This is a genomic window from Sphingomonas sp. BL-S-25, assembly GCF_055521555.1.
In genome coordinates this window covers 3,399,612-3,415,838 of the sequence record NZ_CM145486.1, presented here as the reverse complement: position 1 = coordinate 3,415,838, position 16,227 = coordinate 3,399,612, and the positions used below count along the sequence as shown (strand labels likewise).

Annotated in this window: 17 protein-coding genes; 12 read left to right on the top strand and 5 right to left on the bottom strand. The window is 66.5% G+C overall.

What is annotated here, in order from left to right; genetic code table 11:
• Positions 1–72 precede the first annotated feature (72 nt).
• Positions 73–1,155 (top strand): acyltransferase family protein, encoded by a 1,083-nt coding sequence (locus ACZ1H8_RS16585; RefSeq protein WP_465178296.1) that lies wholly within the window; start codon positions 73–75, stop codon positions 1,153–1,155.
• A gap of 9 nt (positions 1,156–1,164) precedes the next feature.
• Here the strand turns inward: ACZ1H8_RS16585 and ACZ1H8_RS16580 are convergent, their stop codons facing one another.
• Positions 1,165–1,716, bottom strand: coding sequence for a type 1 glutamine amidotransferase domain-containing protein (locus ACZ1H8_RS16580; RefSeq protein WP_465178294.1), 552 nt, complete (start codon positions 1,714–1,716; stop codon positions 1,165–1,167).
• A 111-nt stretch (positions 1,717–1,827) separates the two neighbouring features.
• Here ACZ1H8_RS16580 and ACZ1H8_RS16575 point away from each other — a divergent pair, with 111 nt between their 5' ends.
• The 5 genes from ACZ1H8_RS16575 (at position 1,828) to ACZ1H8_RS16555 (ending at position 5,735) form a co-directional block, all read left to right on the top strand.
• Positions 1,828–2,841, top strand: coding sequence for a DNA topoisomerase IB (locus ACZ1H8_RS16575; protein WP_465178292.1), 1,014 nt, complete (start codon positions 1,828–1,830; stop codon positions 2,839–2,841).
• 8 nt (positions 2,842–2,849) lie between these two features.
• The gene (locus ACZ1H8_RS16570) at positions 2,850–4,055 is read left to right on the top strand and encodes a mechanosensitive ion channel family protein (protein ID WP_465178290.1); all 1,206 of its coding nucleotides are present in this window, start codon (positions 2,850–2,852) and stop codon (positions 4,053–4,055) included.
• Complete coding sequence (locus ACZ1H8_RS16565) at positions 4,052–4,420, top strand: nuclear transport factor 2 family protein (protein ID WP_465178288.1); 369 nt, start codon at positions 4,052–4,054, stop codon at positions 4,418–4,420. The genes ACZ1H8_RS16570 and ACZ1H8_RS16565 overlap by 4 nt, the downstream gene beginning before the upstream one ends.
• A gap of 61 nt (positions 4,421–4,481) precedes the next feature.
• The gene (locus ACZ1H8_RS16560; RefSeq protein ID WP_465178287.1) at positions 4,482–5,111 is read left to right on the top strand and encodes a hypothetical protein; all 630 of its coding nucleotides are present in this window, start codon (positions 4,482–4,484) and stop codon (positions 5,109–5,111) included.
• A gap of 132 nt (positions 5,112–5,243) precedes the next feature.
• Positions 5,244–5,735: a hypothetical protein gene (locus ACZ1H8_RS16555; RefSeq protein WP_465178285.1), complete on the top strand. Its 492-nt coding sequence runs from the start codon at positions 5,244–5,246 to the stop codon at positions 5,733–5,735.
• Between the two features lie 88 nt (positions 5,736–5,823).
• On the opposite strand, the gene ACZ1H8_RS16550 is transcribed toward ACZ1H8_RS16555, so the two are convergent.
• Positions 5,824–5,964, bottom strand: a complete 141-nt coding sequence (locus tag ACZ1H8_RS16550) for a hypothetical protein (RefSeq protein WP_465178284.1) — start codon at positions 5,962–5,964, stop codon at positions 5,824–5,826.
• 608 nt (positions 5,965–6,572) lie between these two features.
• Between ACZ1H8_RS16550 and ACZ1H8_RS16545 the strand changes: the two genes are divergently transcribed.
• Positions 6,573–7,079, top strand: coding sequence for a hypothetical protein (locus ACZ1H8_RS16545; protein ID WP_465178282.1), 507 nt, complete (start codon positions 6,573–6,575; stop codon positions 7,077–7,079).
• A gap of 37 nt (positions 7,080–7,116) precedes the next feature.
• Here ACZ1H8_RS16545 and ACZ1H8_RS16540 read toward each other — a convergent pair whose 3' ends face one another.
• Both ACZ1H8_RS16540 and ACZ1H8_RS16535 read right to left on the bottom strand, forming a co-directional pair.
• Positions 7,117–7,701 carry a YdeI/OmpD-associated family protein gene (locus tag ACZ1H8_RS16540; protein ID WP_465178280.1) on the bottom strand — a complete coding sequence of 195 codons (585 nt, stop codon included), beginning with the start codon at positions 7,699–7,701 and terminating at the stop codon, positions 7,117–7,119.
• A gap of 55 nt (positions 7,702–7,756) precedes the next feature.
• Entirely contained in the window at positions 7,757–10,684 is a 2,928-nt protein-coding gene (locus tag ACZ1H8_RS16535) for an L-glutamate gamma-semialdehyde dehydrogenase (protein ID WP_465178278.1), read from the bottom strand.
• Positions 10,685–10,843: 159 nt separating this feature from the next.
• Between ACZ1H8_RS16535 and ACZ1H8_RS16530 the strand changes: the two genes are divergently transcribed.
• The 5 genes from ACZ1H8_RS16530 (at position 10,844) to ACZ1H8_RS16510 (ending at position 14,550) form a co-directional block, all read left to right on the top strand.
• A complete protein-coding gene (locus tag ACZ1H8_RS16530) occupies positions 10,844–11,275 on the top strand; it encodes a MaoC family dehydratase (protein WP_181402050.1) in 432 nt (143 codons plus the stop codon).
• Positions 11,276–11,330: 55 nt separating this feature from the next.
• Positions 11,331–12,506 (top strand): acetyl-CoA C-acyltransferase, encoded by a 1,176-nt coding sequence (locus ACZ1H8_RS16525; protein WP_465178277.1) that lies wholly within the window; start codon positions 11,331–11,333, stop codon positions 12,504–12,506.
• A gap of 145 nt (positions 12,507–12,651) precedes the next feature.
• The gene (locus ACZ1H8_RS16520; protein ID WP_465178276.1) at positions 12,652–13,599 is read left to right on the top strand and encodes a glucokinase; all 948 of its coding nucleotides are present in this window, start codon (positions 12,652–12,654) and stop codon (positions 13,597–13,599) included.
• Positions 13,600–13,643: 44 nt separating this feature from the next.
• Complete coding sequence (locus tag ACZ1H8_RS16515; RefSeq protein WP_110152144.1) at positions 13,644–14,123, top strand: pyridoxamine 5'-phosphate oxidase family protein; 480 nt, start codon at positions 13,644–13,646, stop codon at positions 14,121–14,123.
• A 58-nt stretch (positions 14,124–14,181) separates the two neighbouring features.
• A complete protein-coding gene (locus ACZ1H8_RS16510; protein WP_465178274.1) occupies positions 14,182–14,550 on the top strand; it encodes a YkvA family protein in 369 nt (122 codons plus the stop codon).
• Positions 14,551–14,604: 54 nt separating this feature from the next.
• Here ACZ1H8_RS16510 and ACZ1H8_RS16505 read toward each other — a convergent pair whose 3' ends face one another.
• Positions 14,605–15,825, bottom strand: coding sequence for a polyhydroxyalkanoate depolymerase (locus ACZ1H8_RS16505; protein WP_465178273.1), 1,221 nt, complete (start codon positions 15,823–15,825; stop codon positions 14,605–14,607).
• Positions 15,826–16,227 lie beyond the last annotated feature (402 nt).

The following is a 16,227-nucleotide window of genomic DNA, read 5'->3' as shown; positions in this document are numbered from 1 at the left end:
GCGACCCGATGCGCGCCTATCAGCTTTCGGGGTGGTGCGGTGGCGCGATCACAGGGAGAGGGCTGAGGACTCATGCGGGCCGGGCAGGAACTGAAGCCGTTGACCGGCGCTCGCGGGATCGCGGCGTGGCTGGTGGTGCTGTTCCACCTGCGCTTCGCGATACCCGACATGGGCGGGCCGCAGGGCTGGCTGGCCGAGGCCTATCTGGCGGTCGATTTCTTCTTCGTGCTGTCGGGCTTCGTCATCTGGCTGAGCTGGGGCGAGCCGCTGCGAGAGGCGGGGCCGGCTGGGATTCTCGAGTTTCTCAGGCGCCGCATCGCCCGGATCTGGCCGCTGCACGCGGTCATGCTGGGCGTCGCGATGCTGTTCGCGGTCGCGCTGATCGTCGCGGGTCGGCCCGACATGCCGCAATATCCGCCGGCCGAACTGCCGCTCCATTTCCTGCTGATCCAGAATTGGGGGCTCACCGGCCGGCTGACCTGGAACGTGCCGGCCTGGTCGATCTCGTGCGAGCTGGCCGCCTATCTGATCTTTCCCTGGCTGGTGATGGCGGTCGACTGGCGGCGCTGGCCGAGCTGGGCGCTGATCGCGGCGATGTTCGGGTTTGCGGCGGCACTGTGGCTGATCTTCACCGCGCTGGGCGCGACGGTGCTGGGCAATCTGATCGAGCGGTTCGGGGTTATACGCTGCCTGGCGGAGTTCGGAATCGGAACGATCGCCTGCGCGCTGTGGCTGCGCTGGCGCGATCGGCCGCTGATGTCGGCGCTGGGCTGCATCGGCGCGGGTGCCGCAGTGCTGGGCGGGCATGCGCTGGGACTGGTGCCGCAGATTCTGGCGATGCCGCTCGTCTTCGCCGCGCTGGTTCTTGCGCTCGCGCTGAGTTCGGGGGTGCGCGGCAATGTGCTCGAATGGACGCCGGTCCGTTATCTCGGCGAGATCAGCTATGCGACGTATCTTGGCCACTGGATCCTGTGGATGGCGTTCAAGCTGGCGTTCGTGCCCAGGACGGGCATGAGCTGGCCGATGGCGCTGGGCTTCCTGGCGCTGGTGTTGGCCGCGTCGGTCCTGCTCCATCACCTGGTCGAGCGGCCGGCGCAGCGCTGGATCAACGCGCGACCGCTGCCGTTCCGGCGAACCGACACGGCAGCGATCTGAGCGAAACGTTCAGGCGTCGGCGCGCGCATGCTCCAGCGCGTCGATCACCGCGCGGCTGAAGGCGGGAATGTCGTCGGGCTTGCGGCTGGTGATCAGATTGCCGTCGACCACGACTTCCTCGTCCAGCACCGTCGCGCCGGCATTGCCCAGATCGGTGCGCACCGACGGCCAGCCGGTGGCGCGCCTGCCCTCGACCACGCCCGCCTCGATCAGCAGCCAGGGCGCGTGGCAGATCGCGGCGACCGGCTTGCCCGCATCGAACACCTCGCGAATGATCGAGACGACGCGGTCGTTCATTCGCAGCGTGTCGGGATTGGCGACACCGCCGGGCAGGACCAGCGCGTCATAGTCGGGGGCATCGACCCGATCGATCGTCGTGTCGGGGGTGATGCTCTTTCCCTTCTCGCCGCCCTGTTCGCCGGTGATCGGATCGGTCTCGAGCGAGGCGAGCGTCACCTGTGCGCCAGCGTCGAGCAGCGCCTGGCGCGGGTCGAACAGCTCGGACTGTTCGAAGCCGTCGGTCGCGATCATCAGGACGCGGCTGCGGGAAAGATCGGTCATGATTCAAGTCCTTGAAAGAATGATGTTTGCCCGCCTAACCCGGCCCCCTGGCGGCTGGTTCCGGAACGAAGCGATGGCCTGCGCATTGATCGGGACAGTGCGAGGGAGCCGATGCCGCAATCCGAACTAAGCTATGTCGATGACCGTGAGCCCGGGATCACCCGCCGCAAGATGCGGCATGGCTGGGGCTATTTCGATGCGGAGGGTCAGCGGATCACCGACCGCGACGAGATCGACCGGCTGAATGCGATCGGCCTGCCCCCCGCCTATCGCGACGCATGGTTCTGCCCCAGTCCGCTCGGCCATATCCAGGCGACCGGCTATGACGATCGCGGTCGCAAGCAATATCGCTATCACGCCGCCTTTCGCGAGGCACAGGAAGCCGCGAAATATGATCGCTGCGCCAGCTTCGGCGTGCGGCTCCCGCTGTTGCGCGCCAAGGTCGAGCAGGACCTAAAGCTGCGCGGGCTGTGCAAGGAAAAGGCGGTGGCTGCGGTCGTCCGATTGCTCGACCTGGGCACGATCCGGGTCGGCAACGAGCAGTACGCTGCGACCAACAAGAGCTTCGGCGCGACGACGCTGCGCAAGCGCCACGCCAAGGTGAAGGGTCAGACGCTGCGGCTGCAGTTCCGCGCCAAGTCGGGCAAGCTGCGCGTGCTGAGCATCACCGACGGATCGCTGATCCGCTTCGTCAAGCGGTGCCAGGACCTGCCGGGCCAGCATCTGTTCCGCTGGCTGGACGATGAGGGCGAAACGCACCCGGTCACCTCGACCGACGTCAACTGCTATATCCGCGACGCGATGCGCGAGGAGTTCACCGCCAAGCATTTCCGCACCTGGGGCGCCAGCGTCATCGCGTTCGAGGTGCTGGCCACCGCCAAGGCGCATGTCGGGCTGAACGCGATGCTGGAACCGGTGACCGAGGCGCTGGGCAACACGCCGGCGATCGCGCGCAAATCCTATGTCCACCCGGCGCTGATCGCGCTGACCAAGGACCGCGAGCTGCAGGAAACATTTCGCTCCCATATTAATCTTCCGCGAACCACGCGCTATCTCAGCCGCGCCGAGCGCGGCCTGATCGCCTTCCTCGAAAGCGACGCGCCGGACATCGCCAAAGCCGCCTGAGGACTTTCATGACCGTCAACACCGCCGCCCCCAAGGCCACGCCCACATCTGCGTCGGCCGATGAGCTGGAAACCCATGTCCGTTCCTTCACGACCGAGGCATGGAACTGGGTCCAGGATTACTGGCTGAGCATCCTGATCGCCGCGGGCGCCGCAGTGGCGATCGCGGCATTGCTCTATGCGGTCCGCGCCTGGGCGATGAAGCTGTGCCTGCGCGGAAATGGCGTCGCCAACTGGTACGCGATCATCGGCCGCGCGGTGTCGCGGACCAGCAATTTCTTCATCATCATGGTCTCGATCCGACTGGTCGTGGGCTATGCCCAGACGCCGCCGATGGTCGATACGACGGTCGGGTTCCTGTTCACCATCGCCACGGTGTTCCAGGCCGCGATCTGGGTCCGCGAGCTGGTGTTCGGCGCGATCGAGCACCGCACATCGGCCGAGGATTATCACGGACAGGCGCTGACCAGCGCGCTGGGGATCATCCGCCTGCTGGTGACGATCGTGGTGTTCGCGATCGCATCGGTGGTGGTGCTCAGCAATCTAGGGGTGAACGTCACCGGCCTGGTCGCCGGTCTGGGCGTCGGCGGCATCGCCATCGGTCTGGCCGCGCAAGGCATCTTCGCCGACCTGTTCGCGGCGCTCGCCATCCTGTTCGACAAGCCGTTCCGCGTCGGCCACAAGGTCCGCTTCGACCAGACATCGGGCATCATCCAGGCGATCGGGCTGAAGTCGACGCGCATTCGCGCCTATAGCGGCGAGGAGATGGTGATCGCCAACAAGCAGCTGCTCGACAAGCTGCTGGAGAACCACACCCACCGCGACCATGTGCGGATCAAGCTGGTGATCGGCGTTGCGTATGAAACGCCGCCGGAAAAGCTCGAGGCGCTGCCCGATATCGTCCGCGAGATCGTCGAGGACGCCGGCGTCACGCTGGCGCGCGGCAGCTATGAGGCGTTCAGCGCCAGCTCGGTCGATTTCGTGTTGGAGTTCGACATTCCCGGCGACGATTGGGACACCGCACACAAGGCGCGCAACAAGATCATCATCGGGGTCCTGCGCCGCTTCGCTGCCGAGGGCATCTCGATCCCCTATCCGACGCAGACCACCTTCACCGCCGATCCCGACGGCAAGCTGATCATGCCCTATCCCGATCAGGGGTTCGTCTTGCAGTCGGCCGATGGGGCGCCGGAGACGGGCGCGGCCCGGTCATGAGCGGTGCGGCGGAGGCGATCCGCGCCTTCTACCAGGCCTATCACGAGCGCGACCGTGCGGCAGCGTCGATGCTGATCGACGAGGCGTTCCGCTTCACCGGTCCCGAAGATGAGCCGCTGGGCAAGGCGGACTGGTTCGCTCGATGCTGGCCGATGGGCGACCGCCATGTCGCGTTCGAGGAAGAACGGCTGATCGCCGATGGCGACGGCGCCTTCCTCACCTATCTGGTCACGATCGAGGGTGGAGAGTCGCTCCGCAACACCGAATATTTCGAGGTGCTGGACGGGCGGATCCTGTCGCTCACACTGTATCGCGGTCGCAACTGGCATCAGGTGGCGCCCAACGCCGCGGTCTCCGCCGCCTGACCGGGGCGCCCCGGCGCATCGCGCGATTGACACGGATTGTGTCAGCGCGGATGGATCGGCGATGCGCAAGTTTCTCTACGAAGACCCGGCCGAACCGTCGCCGCCGCCCGCACCTGCCGCGCGTCCCCGCCCCGTGCCTGCTGCTCGCCCGCTGCCGCTGCCTGCGCCGCCGGCAAGCCCGTCGCCGATCGAGGCGGCGCTGATCGCGCTCGCGGCCGAGGGCGGACGGTTCAACCATGATGCGGTGGCGAAGCGGGCCGGCGTGTCGCGTCGCACCGTCTATCGGCGTTATCCCGACCAGAAGGCCCTTCGCGCGGCCATCGTCGCGCGGATCGACGCCCCCACCCCGCTGCCGGCCAGCCTGGAGGCGGTGATGGAAGGACTGGCCGCCCGCTTCGCCGAGTTCGACGCCCGCCCCGCCGAGGCGACGCTGGCGCTGGCCAGCACCGAAGGTCGCGCCGCACGCCGCCGGACCAAGGGGGACGAACTGCGAGCAGTATTGGGCGAGGCGGCCGGTTCGCTTCCCGACCCGGAACGCGCCCGCGCGGCGGCGATGCTGGGGTTCCTAAGCGAGGGCGCCGCCTGGCTGGAACTGCGCGAACAATGGGACCTGACAGGCGAAGACGCCGCCGCGGCCTGTCGCTGGGCGATGGAAACGCTGATCGAGGATTTGCGGCGGCGGGGCGGTTAGGCGGGAGCGTCCGACTCCCGTATGAGCCTTGCGGTGGATGCCGCACTTCGGCCGGCACGACGCGTAGATGACCGCGCGTTCTGATCGGCGTTGCAGGTTGCCGACTCCTGCCGACTTCTTCAGATTGGCGCAATGAACGCCCCGATGCGCATGATTGCATTATGCATTGCGGCCTGCGCGCCCCTGCCCGCCCTTGCTCAGGCGCAATGTCCGGGGTCGGGCGGCAAACGCGCATCGCCGACGGAGGCCCACGCATTCTACGCCGCGCGGGCGGCCGATGTCGTTCGGGCCGGCCTGCGGGAGGATCGGCAAGCGCTCGAAAAACTGGTCTCCTCCGAGGCGACATATGAAATTCAGCGGGGCGATACGGTCATTTCCCGGAGCCGCGGCGTCGCGGGGGTGATGGAGATGGTCCGGTACATCGGGCCTGCCAGCTTCCTGACTTCCACTCCGCTGAGCGGGTCGATTTCCGTCGTGGATCCGGGATGCAGCGGGCGTGCCCAGATGCTGCTTCGTACCCAGGTGCCAGGACGGGCATTCGAGATGCATTTCGAGTTCGTCGATGGCCTGCTCGTCAGCGCGGCCGGAACCGAAGTGGTCCTGGTCGAGGGCGATTTGCGTTAGCCGCGCGGCAGCGACGCGTTCAACGAGAAAGGCCGCGACCGGGCGCACGGGCAGCACCCCGCGCAAGCCCGTGCGGCAAACCGGTCTATCAGGCGAAATCGCCCAGCTTTTCCGCTTCTTCCTCGGGCAGGTCGTGCTGCTCGGTCGGGTCGTTGGGGGCGACCGTGTCGTGCTCTTTTGACATGTCGCCGGGGTCGGGCTCGTTTCCGGGGATGTGCGTCGGGTTCATCTGTCGTCTCCTGTGTGATGCGTGGGCAACGCATGGGCGGGTGGAAATGGTCAATTCGGGATGCGGGTTTGGGCGCTGGGGCTGCTCAGGGCGCTTTGACGCAGCCGCGTGGCCGACTTGGGTCCGGAATGTGCCGGACGGTGGATGCCGGCACTTCGGCCGGCATGACGGAGTGGGTGCAGTGATGTTGGCGCGCTGATCAGGAGCGGCAGACGGTGCCGCGCTGCGCTCGACACCCCTCGATCGTCACCCGGCTGCAATGCCGGGCTCTACCGGGCGGCAGATCCCCGCCTAGTGGTGATAGCGAGACCTACGAGTCCATTTTCTGGGCTAGCGTGACGCGCGGCCTTTTGCTTGCGCGGGGTGAAGCGAACCAGCCAGCTTTTCTCACACGACGGGAAAAAAGTGGTGATCGGAAAATAGATCGAATAATTTTTCGCGGAAAGTGGTGAGACATATGCAATATATGAAGCGGTAACCGCGCGTAAAATCCTAACTCGCGATGGTTGATGCGAGAATTGATCAAGACACTTGGTCGGAACGTAAGGGAGATATTTTGTCACCCTCTCGTTTCGAGAAAATACTCCGACTGAAGCGGATATAGTGCAATGGTGACGAAGAGCCAATTCAGACACAGCGCGCTCTTGGTCGTACTCGCCATAGGGTTGTCAAATTGCGAGCAGGCCAACGATGGCCAGAATGCGAACAAGCCGTCTTCCGTGCCTGCGGACGCTGCCCCGTCTGCGAAGGGAAACTTCAGAGTGGTGATTACAGGCAACGGACTACATTCTGGAACCGATACGAATTATGAAAGTGTCTCGGATTGCGCCGCCTTTCAATTGACGCCTGCACAGGTGAAGGAATTTTTCGCACGTGCAGAGACGATCGATGAGCGAACCTACAATCACGAACTGAATATTTCACAGTGCTACGCCAAGGGTGTTGTCTGGCTTGCCAACGGTGAGCACGGCAATTGGGCGATCGATAAATCGCGACGTGGCTACTATACGCGATCGGATGGCACCGGTAAAAATATGTTCTGCCGGGCCTGCTCGAGCTCACTCTATCTGAACGTCGAAGACGTTACATATGACGGTGAGGACGACAACGAATAGCAACGGACGTGAGATAGCGGCGCGGTCACAGGCACGCTCACGAACCGTGGACCGTCTCGCCCCGTTCGAGCATCGCGACGAACTCCGCGATCCGCCTGGCGCGCGTCTCGGGCTTCTTTGCCGTGCCGATGCGGTAGAGGATGGCGTAGCGGTTGGCGCCCTTCAGCGCGGCGAAGAAGGCGGCTGCCGCCGGCGAGGCGTCGAGTGCCGCCTGGAGGTCGGGCGGGACCTCTGCCTTGCTGGCCGGGGCATAGGCGGCGTCCCAGCGACCGTCCGCCCTGGCGGCCTCGACCTCGGCCAGGCCGGCGGCGTGCATCTGGCCGCTTTCGATCAGTTCGGTCGCGCGCGTGCGATTGACCTGCGACCATTTGCTGGCGCGCTTGCGCGGGGTGAAGCGGACCAGCCAGCTTTTCTCGTCATAGGTGTCGAGTTGTCCGTCGATCCAGCCATGGCGCAGGGCCGCGTCGATCGCCTCGGCCCTGGACAGGCTGGCGATGCCCGAGCCCTTCTTGGCAAGCTTCAGCCACAGCCCCTTCGACGATCGCGGTTCCGCCGCCAGCCAGGCGTCGAAGGCAGCGGCATCGGCGAAAGCGATGATCGGCAGACCGGCTCGCAACTCCATCGTTCCCTCGCCCCTCCCTTTTCCGCGTAGCCCGCCAGCGACAGGCAAGCCCGCCTCAGATGCTGCCCTCGTCAAGCGAAAGCAGCGTCGCATTGCCGCCGGCGCTGGTGGTGTCGACCGACACCGAGCGTTCGGCACAGAAGCGGTGGAGATAGTGCGGGCCGCCCGCCTTGGGGCCGGTGCCCGACTGGCCCTCGCCGCCGAAGGGCTGCGAGCCGACCACCGCGCCGATCATCGAGCGGTTGATGTAGAGATTGCCGACACGCGCGCGCATCTCCGCCAGTTCGCCTGAGCGGGCGATGCGGCTGTGCAGGCCCATGGTCAGGCCGAAGCCCTTGGCATTGACCCGCTCGATCGTCTCGGCCAGCTCGCCCGCGGGCCAGGTGGCGACATGGAGGATCGGGCCGAACCATTCGGTCCGCAAATCGTCCATGTCGTCGAGGCGGATCAGCGTCGGCGGGACGAACCGCCCGGTGCCGGGCACCGGCAGCGTCTTGACCCAGCGCGCCTTGGCGGACTCGCGATAGGCCATCAGCTTGTCATAGGCGCCGTCGTCGATCACCGGGCCGACATCGGTCGCGGGATCGCCGGGATCGCCGATCACCAGCAGCTCCATCGCGCCCTTCAGCATCTCGATCACCGTGTCGGCGATCTCCTCCTGCAACAGCAGCAGGCGCAGCGCCGAGCAGCGCTGACCGGCCGAGCGGAAGGACGAGGTCAGGACATCGGCCACCACCTGTTCGGGCAGCGCGGTGGAATCGACGATCATCGCGTTGATGCCGCCGGTCTCCGCGATCAGCGGCACCAACGGGCGATCGTCGCCATCGAGCAGCGCGCGGGCGATCTTCTTCGCGGTCGGCGTCGATCCGGTGAAGGCGACACCGGCGATGCGCGGGTCGGCCGTCAGTGCCGCGCCCACCTCCGGCCCGCCGGGGACCAGGATCAGCGCGTCCTGCGGCACGCCCGCCTGATGCGCCAGCCGGACCGCGGCGCGGGCGATTGCCGGGGTCTGGGGCGCCGGCTTGGCCACCACGGTGTTGCCCGCCACCAGTGCGGCCGCGGTCTGGCCAAGGAAGATCGCCAGCGGGAAGTTCCACGGCGCGATCGTCGCCCACACGCCGCGCCCTTCCATGCGCAGCTCGTTGCGCTCACCGGTCGGCCCGGGCAGCGCGATCGGCGCGAGGCCGCGGCGCGCCTGCATCGCATAATAGCGGCAGAAATCGGCCGCCTCGCGCACTTCGCCCAGCGCATCGGGGATCGTCTTGAACGCTTCCTTGACCGCCAGCGCCATCAGCTCGATCCTGTTCGCCTCGAGCAGGTCGGCCAGCCGCTCCAGCGTAGCAGCGCGCGTCTCGATGCTCTCGTCCGACCAGCCGGTGAAGGCGGCCTGGGCGCGCGAGACCGCATCGCCGACCGACACGCTCGCCGCGCCCTCGGGCACGAACGGGAAGGCGCCGATCGCCTCGGCGGTCTTGTGCAGGATCGAGCGCTCCTGAAGATCGATGCCGCCCGAATTGGCCCATTCGCCGAACAGGTCCCTGGGTAGCGGGATGTTGGGGTGCCGCGTGCCGCCGACCGAGCCGATCTTGCCCACCGGGTCGGCGAGCAATTCCTCTTCGGACAGATGCTCGTCGGCCAACTGGTGGACGAAGCTGGAATTGGCGCCATTCTCGAGCAGGCGGCGGACCAGATAGGCAAGCAGGTCGCGGTGACCGCCGACCGGGGCATAGATGCGGCAGTGATAGCCCTCTTCCTGGACCAGTCGCTCGTACAGCCCCTCGCCCATGCCGTGCAGCCGCTGGAACTCGAAGTCGCGCGACTTTCCGGCCCATTCGAGGATGGTCGCGACGGTCAGCGCATTGTGGCTGGCGAAGGCGGGGACGATGTTGGTCGCATCCAGCATATCGCGCGCGCAGGCGAGATAGGACACGTCGGTCGCCGCCTTGCGCGTGAAGAGCGGGTAATCCTCCAGCCCCTCGACCTGGGTGCGCTTGATCTCGCTGTCCCAATAGGCGCCCTTGACGAGGCGGACATTCATCGGTCGGCCGAGCTGGTCGGCCCAGGCGATCACCGCGCGGGCACGCTTGCCATAGGCCTGGACCGCCATGCCATAGCCATCCCAGCCCTTCAGCTCGGGGCGGCGCGCGACCGACCCGATGATGTCGAGCGACATGTCGAGCCGCTCGCTCTCCTCGGCGTCGACGGTCAGATGGATGCCCTGCGAGCAGGCCTCCGACGCCAGCTGAGCCAGCATGTCGGTGAGTTCGGGGACGCATTTCTCATATTGCCCGACTTCGTAGCGGGCATGCAGCGCCGACAGCTTGACCGAGACCGAATGGCCCGACTTGGGATCGCGGCCGACCGCACGGATCGCGTCGAAATAGGCGCCGAAATAGCGTTCGGCATCGGCCCTCATCCGCGCCGCCTCGCCCAGCATGTCGAAGCTGGCGGTAAAGCCCTTGTGCTCGGGCCGGGCCATGCGCTTTCGCGCCTCGTCGATGGTGCGGCCCATCACGAAGACCTCGCCCATCATCTTCATCGCCGCGCCGACCGCCTGGCGCACGAACGGCTCGCCGGCGCGCGAGATCAGGCGGCGCAGCACACCGCCCTGTTCGCCGATCACCGCGCGGCCGAGCATCAGGCCCCAGGTCGCGGAATTGACCAGCATCGAGTTCGACTTGCCCGAATGCGCCTTCCAGTCGGCATCGCCCAGCTTGTCGGCGATCAGCAGGTCGGCGGTCTCCGGATCGGGCACACGCAGGAACGCCTCGGCCAGGCTGAGCAGCGCGACGCCCTCGGACGAGTTCAGTCGGTATTCCTGGAGGAACTGGTTCACCCAGCCGCGATTCTGCGCCGCGCGCAGGTCCGCCAGCAGTGCGGCGGCATGGCCGAGCACGCGTCCGCGCGACTCAGGCGAGACCCGCGCCCGTTCCAGAAGCGGTTTTAGAACATCGGGTTCGCTGGCGCGATGCAGGCCGGCCATGGAAGCGCGGGGGTTGGACGCTACGTCAATCGGCATTTTCGTTTTTCCGGTCTCTTTGGACTTGCGGCGCACCCGCGCCGCTCACTAGATGGGCTCGCGCGCTATGCGAAAAAAGCGGCGGGAGGGATAGTCTCTGTGGATACGATCACCGTTCAGCAGATGGCCGAAACCGTCGGGACCGAGCGGGTCTCCGACTGGCTGGAGGTCACGCAGGAGCGGATCGACCGCTTTGCCGAGGCGACCGGCGACCATCAGTTCATCCATGTCGACCCCGAACGCGCGGCACAGACCCCGTTCGGCGGCACGATCGCGCACGGCTTCCTGTCGCTGTCGCTGATGCCGGTGCTGGCGCAGAGCACCGGCGCGCCGCAGATCGAGGGCGCGCGGATGGGCGTCAATTACGGGGGCAACAAGACCCGCTTCCTGACCCCGGTCCGGTCGGGCAAGCGCGTGCGCGGCCGGTTCAAGCTGCTCAAGTTCGTCGAGCGCCAGCCGGGCGTGTGGGAACAGGTCACCGAATTCACGCTGGAGATTGAAGGCGAGCCCAAGCCCGCGCTGATCGCGGAATGGATCTCGCTGATCTACGTCTGAACCATCGCGACATGGCCGGCCGCGCGGCGGCGGGCCCACAGAAAGGAAGAACATCATGCGTTCCGCAGTCATCGTCTCCACCGCCCGCACGCCGATCGGCCGCGCCTATCGCGGCGCGTTCAACAACCTGCCCTCGCCGACGCTGGCGAGCCACTCGATCAAGGCGGCGGTCGAGCGCGCCGGGATCGACGGCGCGGAAGTCGACGATGTCGTGTTCGGCTGCGCGCTGCAGCAGGGGCATCAGGCGGGCAATATCGCGCGCACCTCGCTGCTGCGCGCCGGCCTTCCGGTCAGCGTGTCGGGCATGTCGCTGGACCGGCAATGCTCGTCGGGCCTGATGGCGATCGCCACCGCGGCGAAGCAGATCGTCAGCGATCAGATGGACATCACCATCGGCGGCGGCGTGGAGAGCATCAGCCTGGTCCAGACGCCGCAGATGCGCGTGGCGCCCGATTACGAGCTGCTGGCGATCCACAAGGACGTCTATATGCCGATGCTGCAGACCGCCGAGGTGGTCGCCAAGCGCTATAACATCAGCCGCGACGTCATGGACGAGTACGGCTTCCAGTCGCAGCAGCGCACCGCGGCGGCGCAGGCTGCCGGCCTGTTCGACCAGGAGATCATCCCCGTCACCGCGACGATGAACATCGTCAACAAGGAGACGAAGGAAGTCACGACGAAGGAAGTGACGCTGACCAAGGACGAGGGCAACCGGCCCGAGACGACGCTGGAGGGCCTGAAGGCGCTGCAGACCGTGATCCCCGGCGGCACGATCACCGCGGGCAATGCCAGCCAGCTGTCCGACGGATCCTCGGCTTCGGTACTGATGGAAGAGAAGCTGGCCGAGAAGCGCGGGCTGCAGCCGCTGGGCCGCTATGTCGGCATGGCGGTGGGCGGCGTCGAGCCCGACGAGATGGGCATCGGCCCGGTCGTGGCAATCCCCAAGCTGCTCGAGCGCTTCAACCTGAAGATGAACGATATCGGCCTGTGGGAACTGAACGAGGCGTTCGCGGTGCAGGTGCTGTACTGCCGCGACAAGCTGGGCATTCCCGACGAGCTGCTGAACGTAAATGGCGGCTCGATCTCGATCGGCCACCCCTATGGCATGACCGGCGCGCGCTGCACCGGCCATGCGCTGATCGAGGGCAAGCGCCGCGGGGCGAAGTACGTCGTGGTCACGATGTGCATCGGCGGCGGCATGGGCGCGGCGGGGCTGTTCGAGGTCTTGTAAGCGTTTGTTTTCCTCCCCCGGAGCCGCAGGCTCCTGGGGAGGAGATTTATGGGTACGCCCCTCCCCCTCCCCGCGTTTGCCTTTCGGTAACCCCTGTTAGCGATAACCGCCCTTGGACCTTCATCGAAGGCCGTAGGGAGGGATCATGGAACAGGGCATGGCGCTGGTCGCCGATATCGGGCGGCAGTCGGTTCGGTTCGGGCTGACCGGGGGCGGGCATGGGCTCGCGCCGCGCGATGTGCGCAAGTTCCTGACCGCCGAGCATCCGACCTTTACCAGCGCGCTGGTGTCGTACCTGACCGCGGTCGACCTGCGCGATGCGCGGCTGCCCAGCGTGCTGGCGGTGGCGGGCGCGGCGCGGGGCGACCTGATCAACTTGACGGGCAGCCGCTGGTATATCTCGCTGTCGGGAGTCGAGGCGGTGCTGCGCGAGCCGCCGATGGCGCTGAACGAATGCGCCGCCAATGCACTGGCGCTCAGCCAGCTGCCCGCGGGCGCGTTCACCCCGCTACGCGGGCCTGCGCCGCGCGAGGTGCGGCCGGGCGGCAATTATGTCGTGATCGGCACCGGCACCGGGCTGGGCGTCGCCGCGCTGGTGACCGCCGGCGACCGGCTGGTCCCGGTGCAGAGCGAGGCTGGGCATATGGGCTTCATCCCCGCCACCGCCGACGGCCAGCGCTTCGCCGATTTCTGTCGCGCGCGCGGCATCCAGACCGAGGTCGAGACGCTGATCAGTGCCAACGGGCTGTTGCTTGCCCATGAGGCGCTGGGCGGGAAGAAGCTGCTGAAGCCGGAGGACGTCACCCGCAATACCGGACGCGACGAGACCTGTACCGCGGCGGTGCGGCTGTTCGTCGAGCAGCTCGGCGCCTTTGCCGGCGATCTGGCGCTGGCGTTCGGGGCGTGGGACGGCATTTTCCTGACCGGCAGCATCGCGCGCGCGCTGCACCTGCAGCTGATGGACCCCGCCTTTCGCCAGCGGATGGAGGCCAAGGCGAGCTTCCGTCGCCAGCTGAGCGAGGTGCCGGTCGCGCTGGTCAATCGCAACGACCTGGAATTGCTGGGCGCGGCGACCGCGTTCGGGAACGCCTGAACCCCCTGCCCGTTCTCGCTGCAACCCCTTTCAGGAGAGCAAGCATGGACGAGAACGCCAATCCCGCCGAAGTCCGCGACCGGATGTGGAAGAAGATGGCGAAGAGCCCCTTCGTCATGGTGTCGCGGATCGGCGCGACCGATCACGCGCTGCCGATGACTGCGCAGCTGGACGAGGATGTCGAGGGCAAATTCTGGTTCTATACCAGCAAGGACAATCGCATCGCGCCCGGCGGCCCGGCGATGGTGCATTTCGCATCGAAGGATCATGTGATCTTCGCCTGCATCAAGGGCACTCTGGTCGAGGAAACCGACCCGGCGATCATCGACAAATACTGGTCGAACATGGTCGAGGCCTGGTTCGAGGGCGGTCGCAACGATCCGAAGCTGATGATGCTGCGCTTCGAGCTGGACGATGCAGAGATCTGGGAAGGCGATGAATCGCTGAGCGGCAAGTTCAAGATGCTGACCGGCCAGACGATCAAGCCCGAGGAAGCCGGCCGCCACGTCGAGACCGCGCTGTAATCCACGCCGGGGCCGCGCCGCTTGACGCGGCCCCGTTCGCGTCCCATCGCCATCCGCCATGGGGCCGTCGCTCGCACATCGCATCCGGATCGAGGCGCACGCCGTCTGGCTGGCGGTGCGCGATCCGCGAACGCCGCTGCACGCGCGGCTGTTTGGCCTGTTCGTCGCTGCCTATGCGCTGTCGCCGATCGACCTGATCCCCGACTTCATCCCCGGCATCGGCCTGCTGGACGACGCCGTCCTGATCCCGATCGGCGTGTGGCTGTTCGAGAAGATGGTGTCGCCCGCGATACTGGCCGAACATCGCGCAACGGCAACCGAGGCTGCCGAGCGGCCGGTATCCTGGTGGGGCGTGCTGATCGTCGTCGCGATCTGGGCGGCGCTGGCCTGGCTGGCCTGGTCGATCGTCGCGTTCAACTACGAGTGAAAAGGGCCGGAGCGTCTCCGCCCCGGCCCTGAACATCCACGAACGCCGAACCGATCAGTCGCTGTGCGCAGCGATCCACTGCTCGACGACCGGGGCAATCTTGGTGCGCCACTTGGAGCCGTTGAAGATGCCGTAATGGCCCACGCTCGGCGCCATGTGATACTGCTTCATCGCGTCCGGCAGCGACGTCGCCAGCGTCAGCGCCGCCTTGGTCTGGCCGAGGCCCGAGATATCGTCGCGCTCGCCCTCGATCGCCAGCAGCGCGATGTCGGTGATCGCACCCGGATCGACCCGGCGGCCGCGGTGCATCAGCTCGCCCTTGGGCAGCGCATGCGTCTGGAAAACAACGTCGATCGTCTGAAGATAGAATTCGGCGGTCATGTCGCACACCGCGCGATATTCGTCGTAGAATGCCATGGTGGCATCGGCGCTCTCGCCGTCGCCCTGGACCAAGTGCTTGAACAGCTCGAAATGCGAAATCATGTGGTTGCCGAGGTTCATCGTCATGAAGCCGGCAAGCTGCAGGAAGCCCGGATAGACGCGGCGTCCGGCACCCGGATAGGTGACCGGCACGCTGGCGATGACGTTGCGTTCGAACCAGGCGAAGGGTCGCTCGGTCGCCAGCAGGTTGACCGCGGTCGGCGCCTCGCGCGTGTCGACCGGACCGCCCATCATGGTCAGCGTCTTCGGGCGGCAGGGATGCTTGTCGGCGCTCATCAGCGCCGCGACGGCATAGGCGGGCACAGAGGGCTGGCAGACGGCGAGCATGTGCGATCCCGGGCCCATCAGCTCGAGGAATTCGACCAGATAGTCGACATAGTCGTCGAGATCGAAGCGCCCATCCGACAGCGGCACCAGCTTGGCATCGCGCCAGTCGGTGATGTGGACGTCGCAGCTCGGCAGCATCCGCTCGACCGTGCCGCGCAGCAGCGTGGCATAATGGCCCGACATCGGCGCGACGATCAGCAGCTTGGGTCCGCCCTCGACGCCCTTGCGGACAAAGCGCTTGAGCTGGCCGAACGGCTTGCGCAGCACCACTTCCTCGACGACCTCGACCTCGCGACCGTCGATGGTCGTCCGGTTCAGGTTGAACGCAGGCTTGCCGCGCGGGGCCGAGGCATGGGCGAATACCTCGAGCGCCGAGGCGAGCACGGTGCCGCCGCCCATATAGGCGAAGGGGTTGGCGGGGTTCTGAAGCAGGCCTGCGCCGAAATTCGCCATCGCGCTGGCGCCGGCGAGCAGGGACTTCTGGAATTCATAAGCGTCATAGAGCATTTTTGGCGATCCTTCCGCCGTCACCCCCCCAGATGGCGGCGGCACGGCGCGTTTATACCGCAGGGGTCGAGGGGTGCAACGCCGGACCACTACGCATTGATCCCGTTGTCAGGCATGTCCGGCTGGCGGATTTCGATGTTGCGGTTCGTGGCAAAGTAAAACGGATCGTCATGCTGCGCGCATTCTGCGGGGGCTGGCGTGGCGCGGAGCCGTGGGTCCGGGAGTGAGGACGGGTGGACTCCGGCATTTCAGCCGGGGTGACGGCGGGGTGGGTTCGAGCGGAGCGCGCTAGCCGCAGTTGCGCTTTGTCGGACAGTCACATCACCACCCCGTCATGCCGGCCGAAGTGCCGGCATCCACTGCGCGGCACATCCCGGACTGGTGGTTGGACGGGACCTTTGG